Raw genomic sequence first — 15743 nt, forward strand, 5'->3', positions numbered from 1 at the left:
CCGCGGATGACTGCACCCGCCGCAACGGCTGATGCAGCGCTGACCGAGGGGCTGCTGTCCGGCTTGGGCGGCGCGCTGCCACCCCGCCTTGGCGTCGCCGTCTCTGGCGGGGGCGATTCCATGGCCTTGCTGTCGCTTCTGCATGGGATGGCGGTGGCAACCGGTAGTCATCTTGAGACCGTGACCGTCGACCATGGGCTGCGCCCGGAAGCGGCGGAAGAGGCCGCCATGGTCGCGCGCCATGCCGCCCGACTGGGGTTGGCCCATGAAACTCTGCATTGGCGCGATTGGGACGGGCAGGGCAATCTTCAAAGCGCCGCGCGAGAGGCGCGCTATCGCCTGATGGCCGATTGGGCCACGCGGCGCGCGCTTCCCGTCGTGGCCCTTGGCCATACGGCGGACGATCAGGCCGAGACGGTGCTGATGCGCTTGGCGCGGCGGTCGGGGGTCGATGGGCTTGCGGCGATGGCGCTACGCAGCGAAAGGTTCGGTGTCACATGGCTGCGCCCGTTGCTTTTCGCCCGGCGTGCGGCGCTGCGCGATCATCTGCGACGGGCGGGGCTTCACTGGGTCGAAGACCCCAGCAACGATGACCCGCGCTATGCCCGGATCAAAACTCGCCAAAGCCTCGATGCCCTCGCGCCACTTGGCATTGATGTAGAAACCTTGGCCGAAGTCGCGCGCAACATGGCCATGGCCCGGGCAGCGTTGGAGGCGCAAACCGACTGCGCCGCGGGCGATATCCTGCGTATCGAAGCGGGGACGCAGGTGATGCAGGCCGGTGCCTTCTTCGCCGCACCGGAAGAGATCCGCCGCCGCCTGATGCTTCGGGCACTTGGGCAGGTCAACGGCGGTGCCTACCCCCCGCGCCGCGGCCCCGTCGCCGCCCTGATCGCGGGGCTGGCGGAAGGGCAGGCGGCCACGCTGGCGGGCTGTCAGGCGCTGCGCCGGCGCGGTGAAATCTGGGTCTTTCGCGAGTATAACGCGGTGCGCGATCTGCGCGTGCCTGCGGATCAGCTTTGGGACGGGCGCTGGCGTGCGATTCCCCCCGAAGGGCTGCCGCCCGAGGCCGAATTGCGCGCGCTTGGCCCCGAGGGGCTGGCCCAATGCCCCGATTGGCGCAGCTTTGGGCGACCCCGTGCCGCCCTGCTGTCGACCCCGGCCATCTGGCAAGGCCCGCGGCTGCTTGCCGCGCCCCTTGCCGGGCTGGATCAGAAATGGCATGTCCGGCGCGAAAGCGGGGCGGAATGGAACAAAACCGCGCCATTATCGCATTGAACATGAGCGCATCATGTCTATCTTAGTATGGTGGTTGCCCGAACGGGCGCCCCTTGGGTTGCGGGACTTGCCTGCGGCCATGTGAATTTAGGAGAATTCCCTTGGGAAATGTTCGTAACCTCGCCTTCTGGGTTGTCCTGATGTTGCTTGTGCTGGCGCTGTTCAACCTGTTCAGCGGGTCCAGCGGGTCGCTGCAAAACAACGAAGTCAGCTATTCCGAATTCGTCACCTCCGTACAGGATGGTGATGTCCGTAATGTGACGTTGGATGGCGAGCAGGTGCGATTCCGCCAAGCGGATGGTGCCGACTACCTGACGATCAAACCCGGCGATGCGGAGCTGACCCAGCTTCTGATCGACAACGACATCCCCGTCAAAGCGCGCCCCCAGCAACAATCCGGCTTCCAGACCTTCCTGATGTCGCTGCTGCCGATCGCGCTGCTGATCGGTGTCTGGATCTACTTCATGAACCGCATGCAGGGTGGCGGCAAAGGCGGGGCCATGGGCTTTGGCAAATCCAAGGCAAAGATGCTGACCGAAAAGCATGGCCGGGTGACCTTTGACGACGTGGCGGGCATCGACGAGGCCAAGGAGGAGTTGGAAGAGATCGTCGAATTCCTGCGCAATCCGCAGAAGTTCTCGCGCCTCGGTGGCAAGATCCCCAAAGGAGCGCTGCTGGTGGGCCCTCCGGGCACCGGTAAGACCCTGCTGGCCCGCGCAATTGCGGGTGAGGCGGGCGTGCCCTTCTTCACCATCTCAGGCTCCGATTTTGTCGAGATGTTCGTCGGCGTGGGTGCCAGCCGCGTGCGCGACATGTTCGAACAGGCCAAGAAAAACGCGCCCTGCATCGTCTTCATTGACGAGATCGACGCCGTGGGACGCCACCGTGGCGCGGGCTATGGCGGCGGCAATGATGAGCGTGAGCAGACCCTGAACCAGCTTCTGGTCGAGATGGACGGTTTTGAGAGCAACGAGGGTGTCATCATCCTCGCCGCGACCAACCGGCGCGACGTGCTCGACCCCGCGCTGCTGCGTCCGGGCCGCTTTGACCGTCAGGTCACCGTGCCGAACCCCGACATCAAGGGCCGCGAGAAAATCCTCTCGGTCCATGCCCGCAAGACCCCGTTGGGGCCGGACGTGGACCTGCGCATCATCGCGCGCGGCACGCCGGGGTTCTCGGGTGCTGACCTTGCAAACCTCGTGAATGAGGCCGCGCTGATGGCCGCCCGCGTCGGGCGCCGCTTCGTCACCATGGTCGACTTCGAGCAGGCCAAGGACAAGGTGATGATGGGGCCTGAGCGCCGCTCGATGGTGATGACCGCCGAGCAGAAAGAGATGACCGCCTATCATGAGGCTGGCCATGCCCTCGTGGGCATGACGTTGCCCAAATGCGACCCGGTCTACAAGGCCACGATCATCCCGCGCGGCGGCGCGCTCGGCATGGTGATGAGCCTGCCCGAGATCGACCGCCTGAACATGTTCAAGGACGAATGCCACCAGCGTCTGGCCATGGCCATGGCAGGCAAGGCGGCTGAGATCCACAAATACGGGCCGGACTCGGTCTCCAACGGCCCGGCGGGCGACATCCAGCAAGCCTCTGCGCTGGCGCGTGCGATGGTGCTGCAATGGGGCATGTCGGATAAGGTCGGCAACATCGACTATTCCGAAGCCGCGCAGGGCTATCAGGGTAACACTGCGGGCTTCTCCGTCTCGGCCAATACCAAGGAGCTGGTCGAGAAAGAGGTGCAGCAGTTTATCCAAGACGGCTATGACCGCGCGATGAAGATCATCACCGAGAAAGAGGTGGAGTTCGAGCGTCTGGCCCAAGGTCTGCTGGAATATGAGACCCTGACCGGCGATGAGATCAAGCGCGTCATGGACGGCCTGCCGCCGGCGGAGGATTCCGACGACGACAACTCCGACACCGGCAGCGCGCCGAGCGTCACCGCGATCCCCAAGGCGAAGGGCAAGAAGACCCCGCCAAAGGATGGCGGGATGGAGCCTGAACCTTCGGTCTGATCCGACGCTTCGATATATGAAAGACCCCGCTTCGGCGGGGTCTTTTCGTTTCGGCACTCCCGCCGGTCGGGGCGGGAATTCCACTATCGCCTCAGAGCCGCCCTCGCGTTAGACAGGGACGGAATTCTTGAACAAGCCGGGTCTTATGCGACGCATCCTTTCTGCCCTCGCCCTTCTCCTCGCCCTCAACGCCGGACCTGTCTGGGCCGATCCGCAGACCTATGTGGTCGACCTAGGCGGGCGGCAGCTGGGGACTTTACAGTTCAACGGGCAAAGCCGGAACGCGGCCTTCCTGCTGTCGCTCGACAACGCGCCTTTCGGCATCAAGAACGGCAGCTTCAAGGCGGTCACCCAGTCAAGTGGAACCGCGGTCAGCTACCTTGGATCCAACCGGGGGAGCGAGACGCGCGATATTGCGATTGATCGGGCCGGGGGGCAGGTCACCTCGGTCAAGATCACCCCGGCGTCGGAAATGACGGAAATGTCGAAGGCCGGCGCGGTGCCTGCCGGTGTCCTCTTCCCGCCCGAGGTTTTCGCCGCGCTCGCCACCGGCAAAAGCTGCCCCGCGCCGCTGTCGCTCTACGATGGCCGCCGCGTGGTGCAGATCGCGACGCAAAGCAGCCGGGAAGAGGGGGCTTCGGTGGTCTGCGATATGTCCTACCGTGTCGTCATGGGGCCGGGCTATGTCTCGCCCTTTTATCTCAAATCCTTCGGGATGTCGCTTGTCTACACGGCGGGCACCCTTGCCAAAGCCTCACTAAGCGGGGGCGGTTTCAAGGTGCATCTGGTCCGGCAATAGGCATAGGATGCCACAGCAAACCACGTCAAAGGACGCCCCATGCCCGAACTGCGCAAGACAGACCATACCGCCCGGATCACTTGGTTGGGCATGGTCCCTCAGAACCGCGAAAACATCCGCTCGGTCGCGGTGGAGCAGGCTTTTGCGACATATGCGGGCTTCGAAGGTGATTTTCACGCAGGGCTGACCCGTCCGGCCTGCGTGCGCGTGCGCAACCTGCATGCCAAGGGCACAGAGATACGCAACACCCGCCAGCTCTCCATCCTCTCCGCCGAAGAGACGGCCGAGATCGCCGCCGCCATCGACCTGCCCACGCTCGACCCGACCCTGCTGGGCGCTTCGATCATCCTGGAGGGGATCCCGGATTTCACCCTTGTCCCGCCGGGGTCGCGGCTGCAAAACGCGCATGGCACCACCTTGGTCGTGGATATCGAGAACGGCCCCTGCAACCTCCCGGCCCGTGAGATTGAGGTGGAGGCCCCGGGCCATGGCAAAACCTTCAAAACCGCCGCCCAAGGCAAACGCGGCGTGACCGCATGGGTCGAGCGGGAGGGGCCGTTGAACCTTGGGGACGTGTTGCGGCTTTTCGTGCCGAACCAACCGGTCTGGCCGCATCTGGGCTAAGCGCGCGCCGTTTCGCGAACTTTGAGTGTCGGAAACACGGCCCCCCGGCGGGGGCTTGTCGCGCTATGGCTAAAGGATAAAGATCGCCACCAACGGCAACAGGGGATTCTCATGGCTTTTAAAACCGACATTCAAATCGCCCGCGAAGCGGCGAAACGCCCTATTCAGGAGATCGGCGCGAAGCTGGGCATCTCAAGCGACGATCTGCTGCCCTATGGCCATGACAAGGCGAAGGTGAGCCAATCCTTTATCGACTCTGTGCAGGATCGTGCGAATGGCAAGCTGATCCTCGTTACCGCGATCAACCCAACCCCGGCGGGGGAGGGCAAGACCACCACCACCGTGGGGCTCGGCGACGGGCTGAACCGGATCGGCAAAAAGGCGGCGGTCTGCATCCGCGAAGCCTCGCTCGGGCCGAACTTTGGGATGAAGGGCGGGGCCGCGGGCGGCGGCTATGCTCAGGTGGTGCCGATGGAAGAGATGAACCTGCATTTCACCGGCGACTTCCATGCCATCACCAGCGCCCACAACCTGCTGGCGGCGATGATCGACAACCATATCTATTGGGGCAATGAGTTGGAGATTGACACCCGCCGGGTCACATGGCGCCGGGTGGTCGACATGAACGACCGCGCTCTGCGCCAGATCACCGCCTCCTTGGGTGGTGTGCCCAACGGTTTCCCGCGCGAGACGGGTTTCGACATCACCGTCGCTTCCGAGGTCATGGCGATCCTCTGTCTGGCCAAGAACCTCACCGATCTGCAAGAGCGCCTTGGCGCGATGATCGTCGCCTATCGCCGCGACCGCAGCCCGGTCTATGCCCGCGACATCAAGGCGGATGGGGCGATGACGGTACTCCTGAAGGACGCGATGCAGCCGAACCTCGTCCAGACGTTGGAGAACAACCCCGCCTTCGTGCACGGCGGGCCTTTCGCCAATATCGCCCACGGCTGCAACTCGGTCATCGCCACGACCACAGCGCTGAAACTGGCGGATTATGTGGTGACAGAGGCGGGCTTTGGCGCCGATCTCGGGGCCGAAAAATTCATGAACATCAAATGCCGCAAGGCAGGGCTCGCGCCTTCGGTGGTGGTCGTCGTCGCCACCGTGCGCGCGATGAAGATGAACGGCGGCGTGGCGAAAGCCGATCTCGGGACCGAGAATGTCGAGGCCGTGCAAACGGGCTGCGCCAACCTTGGCCGCCACATCGAAAACGTGAAATCCTTTGGCGTGCCCGTGGTGGTGGCGATCAACCATTTCGTCACCGATACCGACGCCGAAGTGGCGGCTGTGAAAGACTATGTCGCGGCCCAAGGGGCCGAGGCGATCCTGTCGCGCCACTGGGAGCTGGGCTCGGAAGGCTCCGCCGATCTGGCCACCCGCGTGGCCGAGATCGCCGATGGCGATCACGCGAATTTCGCCCCGCTCTACGCCGACGAGATGCCGCTGTTCGAAAAGATCGAGACCATCGCCAAACGCGTCTACCGCGCCGATGAGGTGCTGGCCGACCAAAAGGTGCGCAACCAGTTGAAGGATTGGGAGGCGCAGGGCTACGGCACTCTACCGGTCTGCATGGCCAAGACCCAGTACAGTTTCTCGACCGATCCCGACCTGCGCGGCGCGCCCACGGGTTTCAGCGTCCCCATCCGCGAGGTGCGGCTCTCGGCGGGGGCGGGTTTCGTCGTCGTCATCTGCGGTGAAATCATGACCATGCCGGGCCTGCCGCGGGTGCCTTCAGCCGAGGCAATCAAGCTCAATGCCGATGGCGATGTGGAGGGATTGTTCTAAGGCGGGTTGCAATGCCCCGCCGTCGCGGTGATGTAGAGCGTGTTCAACCTTTAGCGAGCGAAAGTGAGACGGATATGGCAGCGACAATCATCGATGGCAAAGCCTTTGCAGCAACGGTGCGTGAGAAAGTCGCGGGCCATGTCGACCGGCTGAAGACGGATCACGGCGTCACCCCCGGCCTCGCCGTGGTGCTGGTCGGCGAAGACCCGGCAAGCCAAGTCTACGTCCGCTCCAAGGGCAAGATGACCCGCGAAGTCGGCATGAAATCGGTCGAACACAAGCTGCCCGCGACCGTCGATCAGGGCGAGTTGCTCAAGCTGATCGACGCATTGAACAACGACCCCGAGATCCACGGCATCCTCGTGCAACTGCCGCTGCCGGATCATCTGGACGAAACCCGCGTGGTCAACGCCGTCTCGCCCGCCAAGGACGTGGACGGATTTCACATCTCCAACGTCGGCCTGCTGGGCACGGGGCAGAAAAGCATGGTGCCCTGCACCCCGCTGGGCTGCCTGATGATGCTGCGGGACCACCATGGCGATCTGACGGGCATGAAAGCGGTGGTCATTGGCCGTTCCAACATCGTCGGCAAACCGATGGCGCAGCTGCTCTTGGGCGATAGCTGCACCGTGACTATCGCGCATAGCCGCACCCGCGATCTGCCCGAAGTGGTGCGCCGTGCCGATATCGTGGTCGCTGCCGTTGGCCGCCCCGAGATGGTGCCCGGCGATTGGATCAAAGAGGGTGCCACGGTGATCGACGTGGGCATCAACCGGATCGAGATCGGCGAGAAGACCAAACTGGTCGGCGACGTGGATTTCGACAGCGCCAGCGAGCGTGCAGGGGCCATCACCCCCGTGCCCGGCGGGGTCGGGCCGATGACCATCGCCTGCCTGCTGGCCAATACGGTCACCGCCTGCTGCCGCGCCAACGGGTTGGCAGAACCCGAAGGGCTGACCGCCTAAGCGCCCGGCACAGGCACGATGGTGCCCTGCAGGATGGCGATGAGCTTGGCCGCGCCGTCCGTTTCCGCATGCACCTCTGCCGTGACCACACAAAGCCGCCGGCCCGGTTTCATCACCCGGCCCGTGGCAATCAGCCGGTCCCCCCGGGCGGGCGCCAGAAGGTTGATCTTGATCTCCGAAGTCACGACATCGACCTCTGGCGGCAACATGCTCAAGGCTGCATAGCCCGCCGCGGAATCGCCGATGGAGAAGGTCAGCCCCGCATGGCCAAAACCCTGCTGCTGCATCGCGCCGGGCAGGACCGGCGCCGCGAGTTTGACCAGACCCGACTGCACTTCGATGACCTCGGCCCCCAAGGTCTGCATCATGGTCTGCTTGGCAAAACTCTCCCGCACCCGGCGTTCAATCTGATCATCCATCATCGCTTCTTTCCGGGCATGGGGATCGCCACAGGTTGCGGCCCCGTCAGCACCGCACAGGCCTCTGGCCCCATTAAATCACAAAGCACCCGCGACTGGCTGCGCAGCCCGCCGGTATAGGTGCCATATGCAGGCAGGATCAGCCGCTTGCTGTCAAACAAAAACGCCGGACGCGAGATGCTGCGGCCCCGCGCGCGGATCGATGCCTTGGGGTGATAATGCCCCGACACCTCGCCGCAGGCCCGCTTGGCCGCGATATGCCGAAAAGTCAGCGGGCCGAGCGCCAGTTCCCCCAAATGGGTACCACCCAGCCCAACGGGGCCCGGATCATGATTGCCCTCAATCCAATCCCATCGCCGCCCGGCCTGCAAGCCAAGGATCCACAACCGCTCTTCCTCTGGCAGCGCCTGTGCCGCGCCGAGGTCGTCGAAACTATCGCCAAGGCAGATCACATGCCGCGCCTGCGTGAATGACAGGTCGGCCGCCAACCGGTTCAACGTGTCGCGCGTCTCATAAGGCGGCAGCGCCGACCCGCCGCGCCGCGCGATCCGTTCCGACTTGCCCAAGTGAAGGTCGCTCACGCAGAGCAAATCCCTTTCGCGCCACCAAAGCGCGCCAGAGCCAAGCGCGCTCAGCCCGGCCCCGGCGAATGAAAACTCAAGTCCGTTCATCCTTTGTTCATCTGAGATCGCCGCTGATTTGGCAAGGGCCAAACGCGAAGGTAGCGCAGACGGAAAGGTCAGTGCAGAGGTATTTAAGAAAGGATGAATTGCAGAAAGCGCGCCCCGCGATCGGGTGGTCACCGGACCGGAGACGCGCCTTCATCCTTTGCGGTCATCGGCTCCTCAGCCTGTACCGCGAGAGGAAGATGCGCCACCTTGGTTAAAGAACCCTTAATCATCTTCATCCTTTTTCAAATACCTTGCAGAACCTCTCTGCCCGCGAAACGCCAATGTTCAACGACCGTCCCGCCAGAGTGGCTGACCCGACGGCGGCGGGGTGAGTTGCGCGAGGCCTGAGGCCTCCATCAAACGTTCCGCCTCTTCCGCCAACAGGCGATCCTGCCCCGCGCCTTCGACCGGCACCCGGCCCATTTCGAGAAACAGCGGCGCGGCCAGGGGGCTGACGCGGGAGAGCTTGCGGTGGGTGATCCGCCCGGCTATCCGCCCGAGCATTTCTTCGATCCTGCCGAAATCCACCAACCCGCTCAGCGCTTCTTCTCGGGTGATGTCGAGCATCAGGTGATCCGGGTCATAACGTTGCAGCGTATCGTAGAGGATGTCGCTGGAGAAGGTCGTTTGCCGTCCGGATTTCCGCGCCTGCGGGCTGTTGCGCTCGATCAGCCCGGCGATGGTGGCGGCGGCGCGGAAGGTGCGTTTCATCACGGCGTTGCCGGCGAGCCAACTGTCGAGCCCCTCGTGCAGCACCGTCGGATCGAGCAGCGGCGCCGGATCGTCGACGGGGGAGAGCCCCCAGATCAGCGTGGCATAGTCTGTCGCCACGAAGCCCAGGGGCCGAAGGCCGAGGTCCTCCATGCGTTTGGTGAGCAGAAGGCCGAGCGTTTGCTGGCCGTTGCGTCCGGCGAAGCCGTAGAACACCGTCTGTTCGGCAAAGTCATGGGGGAAGCTTTCCACCAGCAGCGTGCCGGGCTGCGGCAATTGGCTGACCTCGCGTTGCAGGCTGAGCCATTCGGCGGTGTGGGGCGGCAGTTCGGGCCAGCTGTCTTGGGTGAACATTTGTTGCACGCGGGCCGAGAGTTGGGTGGAGGTGGCGAATTTCGTGCCGCCGAAAGTGGCCACTTTCGGCTTTTTGGCGGCGTTGCGGCTGACCTCGACCACGGTTTCGCGCAGCCCTTCGTAGCGCACGATTTGCCCGCCGATCAGAAAGGTGTCGCCCTTGGTGAGCGTGGCGGCAAAGCCTTCTTCGATCTCACCCAGGGGCTTTCCGCCGCGGTTGCGTTTCATACGGACCTTCAGTTTGTCGGTGTCCTGAATGGTGCCGATGTTCATGCGGATGCGTTGCGCGGCGCGGGGGTCACGCAGTTGCCATTGCCCGTCGGGGCGTTGCAGGAGCCTTTGCCAGCGGTCGTAGGCGCGCAGCGCATAGCCCCCCGTGGCGCAGAAATCGAGGCAGGCGTCGAAGGCGGCGCGGGAGAGGTTGGCATAGGCCCCGGCGGTGCGGATCTCTGCAAAGAGCGCCTCGGCGTCGAAGGGGCCAGCGCAGGCGGTGATGAGGATGTGTTGGCAGAGCACGTCGCGCGGGCCATCCCCCCGTGGGTCGCCGTCGAGCGCGCCTTCAAGCACCGCCTCCAACGCCGCCACGCATTCGACCACCTCGAAGCGATTGGCGGGGACGAGAAGCGCCTTCGAGGGCGCGTTGTAGCGGTGGTTGGCGCGGCCGATCCGCTGGACTAGACGTTTCACGTTCTTGGGCGCGCCGATCTGGATGATGAGGTCCACATCGCCCCAGTCGATCCCCAAATCCAGCGTGCCGGTGCAGACGATGGCGCGCAGATCGCCGCGCACCATCGCCGCCTCGACCTTCTCGCGCTGCGCGCGGTCGAGGCTGCCGTGGTGGATGGCGATGGGCAAAGCGTCCTCGTTGGCGAGCCAGAGCTTATGGAAGAAGATCTCGGCCTGCGCGCGGGTGTTGTGGAAAATCAGCGTCGTCTTGTGTTGGCGCAGCTGTTCGAGGACCGCGGGGATCGCATAGGCGGCGCCGCCGCCGGCCCAGGGTGGGGCTTCGTCGGTGCGCAGCATCTGGATGTCGGGGGCGGGGCCGGGATCGGCCATGAGCACCTCGCAGGGGTCGGGGTGGCGCGCCATCAGGTGGGCGATGGCGGCAGGGTCTTCCACGGTGGCCGAGAGACCGACGCGCTTGAGGTCCGGGCAGAGCGCCTGCAACCGGGTGAGCGCCAGCATCAGCTGGTCGCCGCGTTTGCTTTCGGCCAGCGCGTGGATCTCGTCGATCACCACCCGTTTGAGGCCGCGAAAGGTGCGCGCGGCGTCCTCGTAGGAGGTCAGCAGGGCGAGGCTCTCGGGCGTGGTCAGCAGGACGTGCGGCGGGTCGGCGCGCTGGCGGCGGCGGCGCGACTGCGAGGTGTCGCCGGTGCGGTCCTCGATGCGGATCGGCAGGCGCATCTCCTCGACCGGGCGGGTGAGGTTGCGCTTGATGTCTGCCGCGAGCGCCTTCAGCGGCGAGATGTAGAGCGTGTGCATCCCCTCGTGATCATGCTCGGCCAGATCGACGAGGGTGGGCAGGAAACCGGCCAGCGTTTTACCCCCGCCCGTGGGGGCGATGAGCAGCAGGGCGGGAGCCTCGGCACGGTCCAGCATCTCTTGCTGGTGCGGGTGCAGGGACCAGCCGTTCTGGGCGAACCAATCGGCGAATTTGGGGGGTAGGGCGCGCATGCACCCAATGTAGTATCGGCAGAGCGCGGTGCCAGCGGCGGCGGCTATTTAACGATCACCTCATCGCGAACGAACATATTGGCCCATGCGCGGTCCACCAGATCGGGGTTCATCTGATAGGGGATGCCTTCAAAATCACAGATCGCGATCATCTGGTCGATCAGGAAATTCGGCTGATAATTCGCATAGACGTTGTTAATCGTGGGGTATTTCACCTTGAGCAGATGAACCAGCGTCGCCTCGTCCAGCGGCATGCCGCGTTTGCGGGCCACCATGGCAAAGATCTTGAGGAAGTTCTCTTGGTCCGGCCCGTCGATCTTGATCTTAAAAAAGATACGCCGCAGGGCGGCTTGGTCGAAAATCTCGTTCGGGTGGAAGTTGGTCGAGAAGATCACCAGCGTGTCGAAGGGCACCTCGAATTTCTCGCCCGATTGCAGGGCGAGGATGTCTTTGCTTTCCTCCAGCGGCACGATCCAGCGGTTGATGATGCTTTGCGGCGGCTCTTTCTGCCGGCCAAGGTCGTCGACGATGAAGATGCCGCCCGTGGCTTTGAGGTGCAGCGGCGCCTGATAGGTCCGCGCCGTGGGGTTGTAGACCAGATCGAGCATATCGAGTGACAGTTCGCCGCCGGTGATGACGGTGGGGCGTTCGCAGCAGACATAGCGGGCGTCATAGCGCGTGATCCGGCGCAGGGAGGTGGGGTCTTGGACCTCGGCCTCGGCGGCGGAATGGACGATCGGGTCATAGACGGTGATGACTTGGCCTGCGTATTCGATGGCGCGGGGGACATAGACCCGATCGCCAAGCGCGTCGCGGATGCCGTTGGAAATGCTGGATTTACCGTTGCCCGGCGGGCCGTACATCAGGATCGACCGCCCGGCAGAGACGGCAGGGCCGAGGTGATCCAGCAGACTGTCGGGCAGCACCAGATGGCCCATGGCCCCGGTCAGCTGATCGCGGGTGATTTGCAGGTTGCGCACCGATTGGCGCTTGACCTGTTCGCGGTAAACCTCAAGCGGGACGGGCATGGCGCCGAAATATTCCGACTGCGCCAGCGCATCCAATGCGCGCGCCTTGCCTGCATCGGTCAACTGGTAGCCCATCTCATTGCCGCTGGTGGCGCTGAGCGTGCCGGTGGCTTCGATCAGGCGCTGGCTGCGGGCTTGGTCGACCATCTCTTGCGTGACGGGGATCGGCAGGCAGAGCGCTTGGGCCAGATCGCTGACCATCTCGACGTTCTTGCGAAAGATCGTTTTCAAAAGGATATCGCGCATCATCACGATGGGCAGTTTCATATCCTCCAACCGCTTGGGGGGCGGCGGGGCAAGCACGGAGCTGGTCGGGGCGTTCATCAATGGCTTCCTTGGAAAGTCATGCGGGGGTGCGGCTTGTCGGTAAGACTGAAGGGTAAATCTTGAATATGGCGTGAATGTGGACGCATTTGCGCGATGAAAAAGAGTTTGCACCTGAGCGAAGTGGTCAGACCCCGAAGAGCGCCCCCAAGATCAGATAGAGCCCCAGCGTGGTGCCAAGGGCGAGGCCCATGGGGAACTTCTTGGTCTCCTGCCAGCTTTGCCAATCGGGGGCGAGGCGGCGCAGGGGGGTGTATTTCACCCCGCGATGCGTCGCGGCGGCGGCGAGAAGGGTGGCCATGAAAAGCATCATCAGCAATCGCAAATCGCCCCATGCGATATAGGGCGCGGCGGCGGCGGCGAATTTCGCGTCACCCGCCCCCATGACCCCGGCGGCGTTCAGGACGATGCCGACCACCAGAACCACGACAAGGCCCAGCAGACGCCAGAGATAGGTGTCGAAGGGCAGCAGAAACAGCCCGAGCAGCACAAAGATCGCGGCAAGCGCCAAGACCGCCTGATTGGTGATGCGCATCTGCTTCATGTCGGTGAAGGCGACATAAAGGCAGATCGGCAGGACGAAGGGCAGAAACCACAGGGCCGCCGTGGCAGAGATCGCCATGGATCAGCCGTTTTCCAATGCGCGCAGAGAGCGGACGGCGGCTTCGAAATGCTGCGGGTGCGTGTCGATCGCTTCGCGCAGCAAGCCCTTGCCGGTCTCCACATCGCCGCGTTTGATCGCCGAGAGGGCCATCGTGTGCAAAAGCTGGGCGCGCTCTGATTGCTCCATCGGCATGACGGGCAGGGTGTAGTCGCGCTGCGCGGCGCGGGCCATGATGAGGTTGTTCTTGGCGGTGAAAAGCGTGTTGTCCTGACGGATCGCCTCGCCGAACAGACGCTCGGCCTCGGGGTAATCCCCGCGGGTCAGTTTGGAGTAGCCCCAGTTGTTCATCACGGCGGCGGGGGTCGTGGTCAGGCCGACGGCGATCTCGTAAAAGCTGTCGGCGCGGTCCCACTGCTCTTTGCTGTCGGCGACCATGGCCTCAAGCCGGTAGCGGGCAAAGGTCTCATGGGTGGGGGGGATGCCGTTAAGCACCGTCTCGGCCCGCGCCCAATTGCCCGAGCGGATCAGCGCATCGGCCAGTTGCACGCTGTCTTCGGGGGTGGCACCCTCCATTTTGACGACTTTGTCCCATTCGCTCACGGCCTCGGTCGTGCGTTTGGCGCGGACCAGTGACGCGGCAAGCCCGCGCTGGTGGTCGATGCGGTCGGGGCTTTCCTTGACCGAACGCGCGAAATAGCTCACCGCCTCATTCGGGTCGGCCACGGTCAGCATCACGTCGGAGAGGTTGGTCTCATCCACCACATTGACGTCCTTGAAGGCCCGTTCAACGGTGGCGTTCGCGTCTTTTTCACCGCAGCCAGCAAGGGCGGTGACGCCTGCCATGCAGACGGCCAGAATGATTGGATGGCGCATTTTGCGTCCTCTTACTGCTCTGCCGGGTCATGGTGTCGGACGGATCAGGTAGTCCCCGCTGCCGCGCCGCACCAATTTGTAATTATCCTCATTGACTTCTGTTATAACAGATTTCTCCGTTTTTGCGAGTGCCAAGCGCAGATTGTCCCGGATTGCGTCACTTTCGCCATTGTCGAGCGCATAAGCTTTGCGGAAAATCTGCTCGGCCTCGGCGGTCTGGCCGCTTTCCATCAGCACGACGCCAAGATTGTTCCAGACCTCCGGCTCGGCGGCGTCTTTCTCCACGGCGCGGCGCAGCAGGGTTTCCGCTTGTCCCAAACGCCCCAGCCCGAGGTTCGCGCTGCCAAGCGCTGAGAGGATTTCCCCGGTCAGCCCGTGATCCAGCGCGGCGCGGTTGAAGGATTTGATGGCCAATTCATATTGCCCCGCCGCGATCAGCCTATGGCCCACTTCGATTCCGTCGACAGCTTCGGCCCGCTGGTCCACGCCGGGGGCATAGAGATTTTCTGGCGTTTGATCCCCACGCAACGCGGAAAAGCCGCCTGTCGAACAGGCGGCCAGAGCAAGGGCCAAGATCGGCCCGATGAAAACGGCGCGGGTGAGGCTGCGCCGAATTTTGCCCGTCATTAATTCCCTACCTGACCCAGTTGCGAGATGCCATGTGCCGAGGGGCCGATCAGAATGATCAGCAGCGGCGGCACGGTGAGGCCCATAGTGGCAAGGGTCATCTTGGTTGGCAACTTGTTTGCCGCTTCCTCGGCCCGCATCACACGTTTGTCGCGCATCTCGGCGGCATAGACGCGCAGGGCGTCGGCGATGGAGGTGCCGAAGGCCGCCGATTGGATCAGCACGGTCACGAATGAGGAGACATCCTGCACGCCGCAACGCTCACCCATGTCGTTGAGCACCGATACTTTGTCCTTACCGGCTTTCATCTCATAGGCGACCATCTCGAACTCTTCAGAGAGGGCGCGGTAGGAGGCGCGCAACTCGCGTGCGACGCGGACGATGCATTGATCCAGCGATTGCCCGGCTTCGACGCAGACCAGCATCATATCCAGCGCGTCGGGGAAGCCCCGGGTGATCTCTTCTTTGCGGGCATCGACCCGGCGGCGGACCCAGTATTTCGGCAGGTAGTAGCCAATGGCGCCGGGGCCGATGGCCCACATCATGGTCTGCTGCGTGGTCATCCCTTCGCCGCCGCCCAAGACATTTGTATAGACCAGACCGCCGACCAGCCCGAGCATCCCAAGGGCGAATTGCGCAAAGTAATAAAGCCGCACCGCATCGCGCGAGCGGTAGCCTGCTTGGCGTAGCATCAACTGTTTGGCGCTGAGTTCGGCCACGTCCTCCGGCTCAAGAAACTTGGCGAATTTCTGCAACTGCGCGTTTTGGTCCGATTGGCGCAGCTTCTCGCGCGAACTGTCGCCCGTGGGGGCAGAGCTGGTGCGCTTGAGCTTGGTCAGCGGGTCTTCGGGCTGGCGCAGCATCAAGACCAGCGTGATCGCCACCAAGGTGACGCCCAGTGTGCCGATGATGATGATCAGCCCCATCGGCCCCAAGGCTTGGTTGATCTGATCGTTAAGCTGATTGAGAAATTCCATCACCGGCCT

14 protein-coding genes are annotated in these 15743 nt (G+C 63.7%); 6 read left to right on the plus strand and 8 right to left on the minus strand.

Annotation, left to right across the window (positions count from 1 at the left end):
- Positions 1-6: 6 nt before the first annotated feature.
- From tilS to folD, 6 genes are all read left to right on the plus strand, one after another.
- On the plus strand, positions 7-1278 hold the full coding sequence (tilS, locus tag ACGYLC_RS05605; protein WP_394422084.1) for a tRNA lysidine(34) synthetase TilS: 1272 nt from the start codon (positions 7-9) through the stop codon (positions 1276-1278).
- A gap of 101 nt (positions 1279-1379) precedes the next feature.
- Positions 1380-3296: an ATP-dependent zinc metalloprotease FtsH gene (gene ftsH, locus ACGYLC_RS05610; protein WP_067262909.1), complete on the plus strand. Its 1917-nt coding sequence runs from the start codon at positions 1380-1382 to the stop codon at positions 3294-3296.
- A 145-nt stretch (positions 3297-3441) separates the two neighbouring features.
- Entirely contained in the window at positions 3442-4095 is a 654-nt protein-coding gene (locus ACGYLC_RS05615) for a hypothetical protein (protein ID WP_394422085.1), read from the plus strand.
- Positions 4096-4134: 39 nt separating this feature from the next.
- The gene (locus tag ACGYLC_RS05620; RefSeq protein ID WP_394422086.1) at positions 4135-4719 is read left to right on the plus strand and encodes an MOSC domain-containing protein; all 585 of its coding nucleotides are present in this window, start codon (positions 4135-4137) and stop codon (positions 4717-4719) included.
- Between the two features lie 111 nt (positions 4720-4830).
- Positions 4831-6507 carry a formate--tetrahydrofolate ligase gene (locus ACGYLC_RS05625; protein WP_394422087.1) on the plus strand — a complete coding sequence of 559 codons (1677 nt, stop codon included), beginning with the start codon at positions 4831-4833 and terminating at the stop codon, positions 6505-6507.
- A gap of 74 nt (positions 6508-6581) precedes the next feature.
- Positions 6582-7472, plus strand: a complete 891-nt coding sequence (folD, locus tag ACGYLC_RS05630; RefSeq protein WP_394422088.1) for a bifunctional methylenetetrahydrofolate dehydrogenase/methenyltetrahydrofolate cyclohydrolase FolD — start codon at positions 6582-6584, stop codon at positions 7470-7472.
- Here the strand turns inward: folD and ACGYLC_RS05635 are convergent.
- The 8 genes from ACGYLC_RS05635 to ACGYLC_RS05670 all read right to left on the minus strand — a co-directional run bounded on the left by ACGYLC_RS05635 (position 7469) and on the right by ACGYLC_RS05670 (position 15734).
- Positions 7469-7891 carry a PaaI family thioesterase gene (locus ACGYLC_RS05635; RefSeq protein WP_394422089.1) on the minus strand — a complete coding sequence of 141 codons (423 nt, stop codon included), beginning with the start codon at positions 7889-7891 and terminating at the stop codon, positions 7469-7471. The genes folD and ACGYLC_RS05635 overlap by 4 nt on opposite strands.
- Entirely contained in the window at positions 7891-8562 is a 672-nt protein-coding gene (gene pdeM, locus ACGYLC_RS05640; protein WP_394422090.1) for a ligase-associated DNA damage response endonuclease PdeM, read from the minus strand. Before pdeM ends, ACGYLC_RS05635 begins: the two co-directional genes overlap by 1 nt.
- A gap of 285 nt (positions 8563-8847) precedes the next feature.
- The gene (locus tag ACGYLC_RS05645; RefSeq protein ID WP_394422091.1) at positions 8848-11301 is read right to left on the minus strand and encodes a ligase-associated DNA damage response DEXH box helicase; all 2454 of its coding nucleotides are present in this window, start codon (positions 11299-11301) and stop codon (positions 8848-8850) included.
- Between the two features lie 44 nt (positions 11302-11345).
- Positions 11346-12653: an ATPase gene (locus ACGYLC_RS05650; RefSeq protein WP_394422092.1), complete on the minus strand. Its 1308-nt coding sequence runs from the start codon at positions 12651-12653 to the stop codon at positions 11346-11348.
- 127 nt (positions 12654-12780) lie between these two features.
- The gene (locus ACGYLC_RS05655) at positions 12781-13275 is read right to left on the minus strand and encodes a prepilin peptidase (protein ID WP_394422093.1); all 495 of its coding nucleotides are present in this window, start codon (positions 13273-13275) and stop codon (positions 12781-12783) included.
- Between the two features lie 3 nt (positions 13276-13278).
- A complete protein-coding gene (locus ACGYLC_RS05660) occupies positions 13279-14130 on the minus strand; it encodes a tetratricopeptide repeat protein (protein WP_394403751.1) in 852 nt (283 codons plus the stop codon).
- A 27-nt stretch (positions 14131-14157) separates the two neighbouring features.
- Positions 14158-14757 carry a tetratricopeptide repeat protein gene (locus tag ACGYLC_RS05665; protein ID WP_394422094.1) on the minus strand — a complete coding sequence of 200 codons (600 nt, stop codon included), beginning with the start codon at positions 14755-14757 and terminating at the stop codon, positions 14158-14160.
- Positions 14757-15734 (minus strand): type II secretion system F family protein, encoded by a 978-nt coding sequence (locus tag ACGYLC_RS05670; protein ID WP_394422095.1) that lies wholly within the window; start codon positions 15732-15734, stop codon positions 14757-14759. The genes ACGYLC_RS05665 and ACGYLC_RS05670 overlap by 1 nt, the downstream gene beginning before the upstream one ends.
- Positions 15735-15743 lie beyond the last annotated feature (9 nt).

Source organism: Sulfitobacter sp. 1A12157 (genome assembly GCF_043557345.1).
Taxonomy (GTDB): domain Bacteria; phylum Pseudomonadota; class Alphaproteobacteria; order Rhodobacterales; family Rhodobacteraceae; genus Sulfitobacter.

Bases quoted from the DNA above. Each gene is read 5' to 3' on its own strand.
- ACGYLC_RS05635 (WP_394422089.1), bottom strand. From the start codon at position 7,891: ATGGATGATCAGATTGAACGCCGGGTGCGGGAGAGTTTTGCCAAGCAG.
- ACGYLC_RS05620 (WP_394422086.1), top strand. From the start codon at position 4,135: ATGCCCGAACTGCGCAAGACAGACCATACCGCCCGGATCACTTGGTTG.
- folD (WP_394422088.1), top strand. From the start codon at position 6,582: ATGGCAGCGACAATCATCGATGGCAAAGCCTTTGCAGCAACGGTGCGT.
- ACGYLC_RS05670 (WP_394422095.1), bottom strand. From the start codon at position 15,734: ATGGAATTTCTCAATCAGCTTAACGATCAGATCAACCAAGCCTTGGGG.
- tilS (WP_394422084.1), top strand. From the start codon at position 7: ATGACTGCACCCGCCGCAACGGCTGATGCAGCGCTGACCGAGGGGCTG.
- ACGYLC_RS05665 (WP_394422094.1), bottom strand. From the start codon at position 14,757: ATGACGGGCAAAATTCGGCGCAGCCTCACCCGCGCCGTTTTCATCGGG.
- ACGYLC_RS05625 (WP_394422087.1), top strand. From the start codon at position 4,831: ATGGCTTTTAAAACCGACATTCAAATCGCCCGCGAAGCGGCGAAACGC.
- ACGYLC_RS05655 (WP_394422093.1), bottom strand. From the start codon at position 13,275: ATGGCGATCTCTGCCACGGCGGCCCTGTGGTTTCTGCCCTTCGTCCTG.
- ACGYLC_RS05615 (WP_394422085.1), top strand. From the start codon at position 3,442: ATGCGACGCATCCTTTCTGCCCTCGCCCTTCTCCTCGCCCTCAACGCC.
- pdeM (WP_394422090.1), bottom strand. From the start codon at position 8,562: ATGAACGGACTTGAGTTTTCATTCGCCGGGGCCGGGCTGAGCGCGCTT.
- ACGYLC_RS05645 (WP_394422091.1), bottom strand. From the start codon at position 11,301: ATGCGCGCCCTACCCCCCAAATTCGCCGATTGGTTCGCCCAGAACGGC.
- ACGYLC_RS05660 (WP_394403751.1), bottom strand. From the start codon at position 14,130: ATGCGCCATCCAATCATTCTGGCCGTCTGCATGGCAGGCGTCACCGCC.
- ACGYLC_RS05650 (WP_394422092.1), bottom strand. From the start codon at position 12,653: ATGAACGCCCCGACCAGCTCCGTGCTTGCCCCGCCGCCCCCCAAGCGG.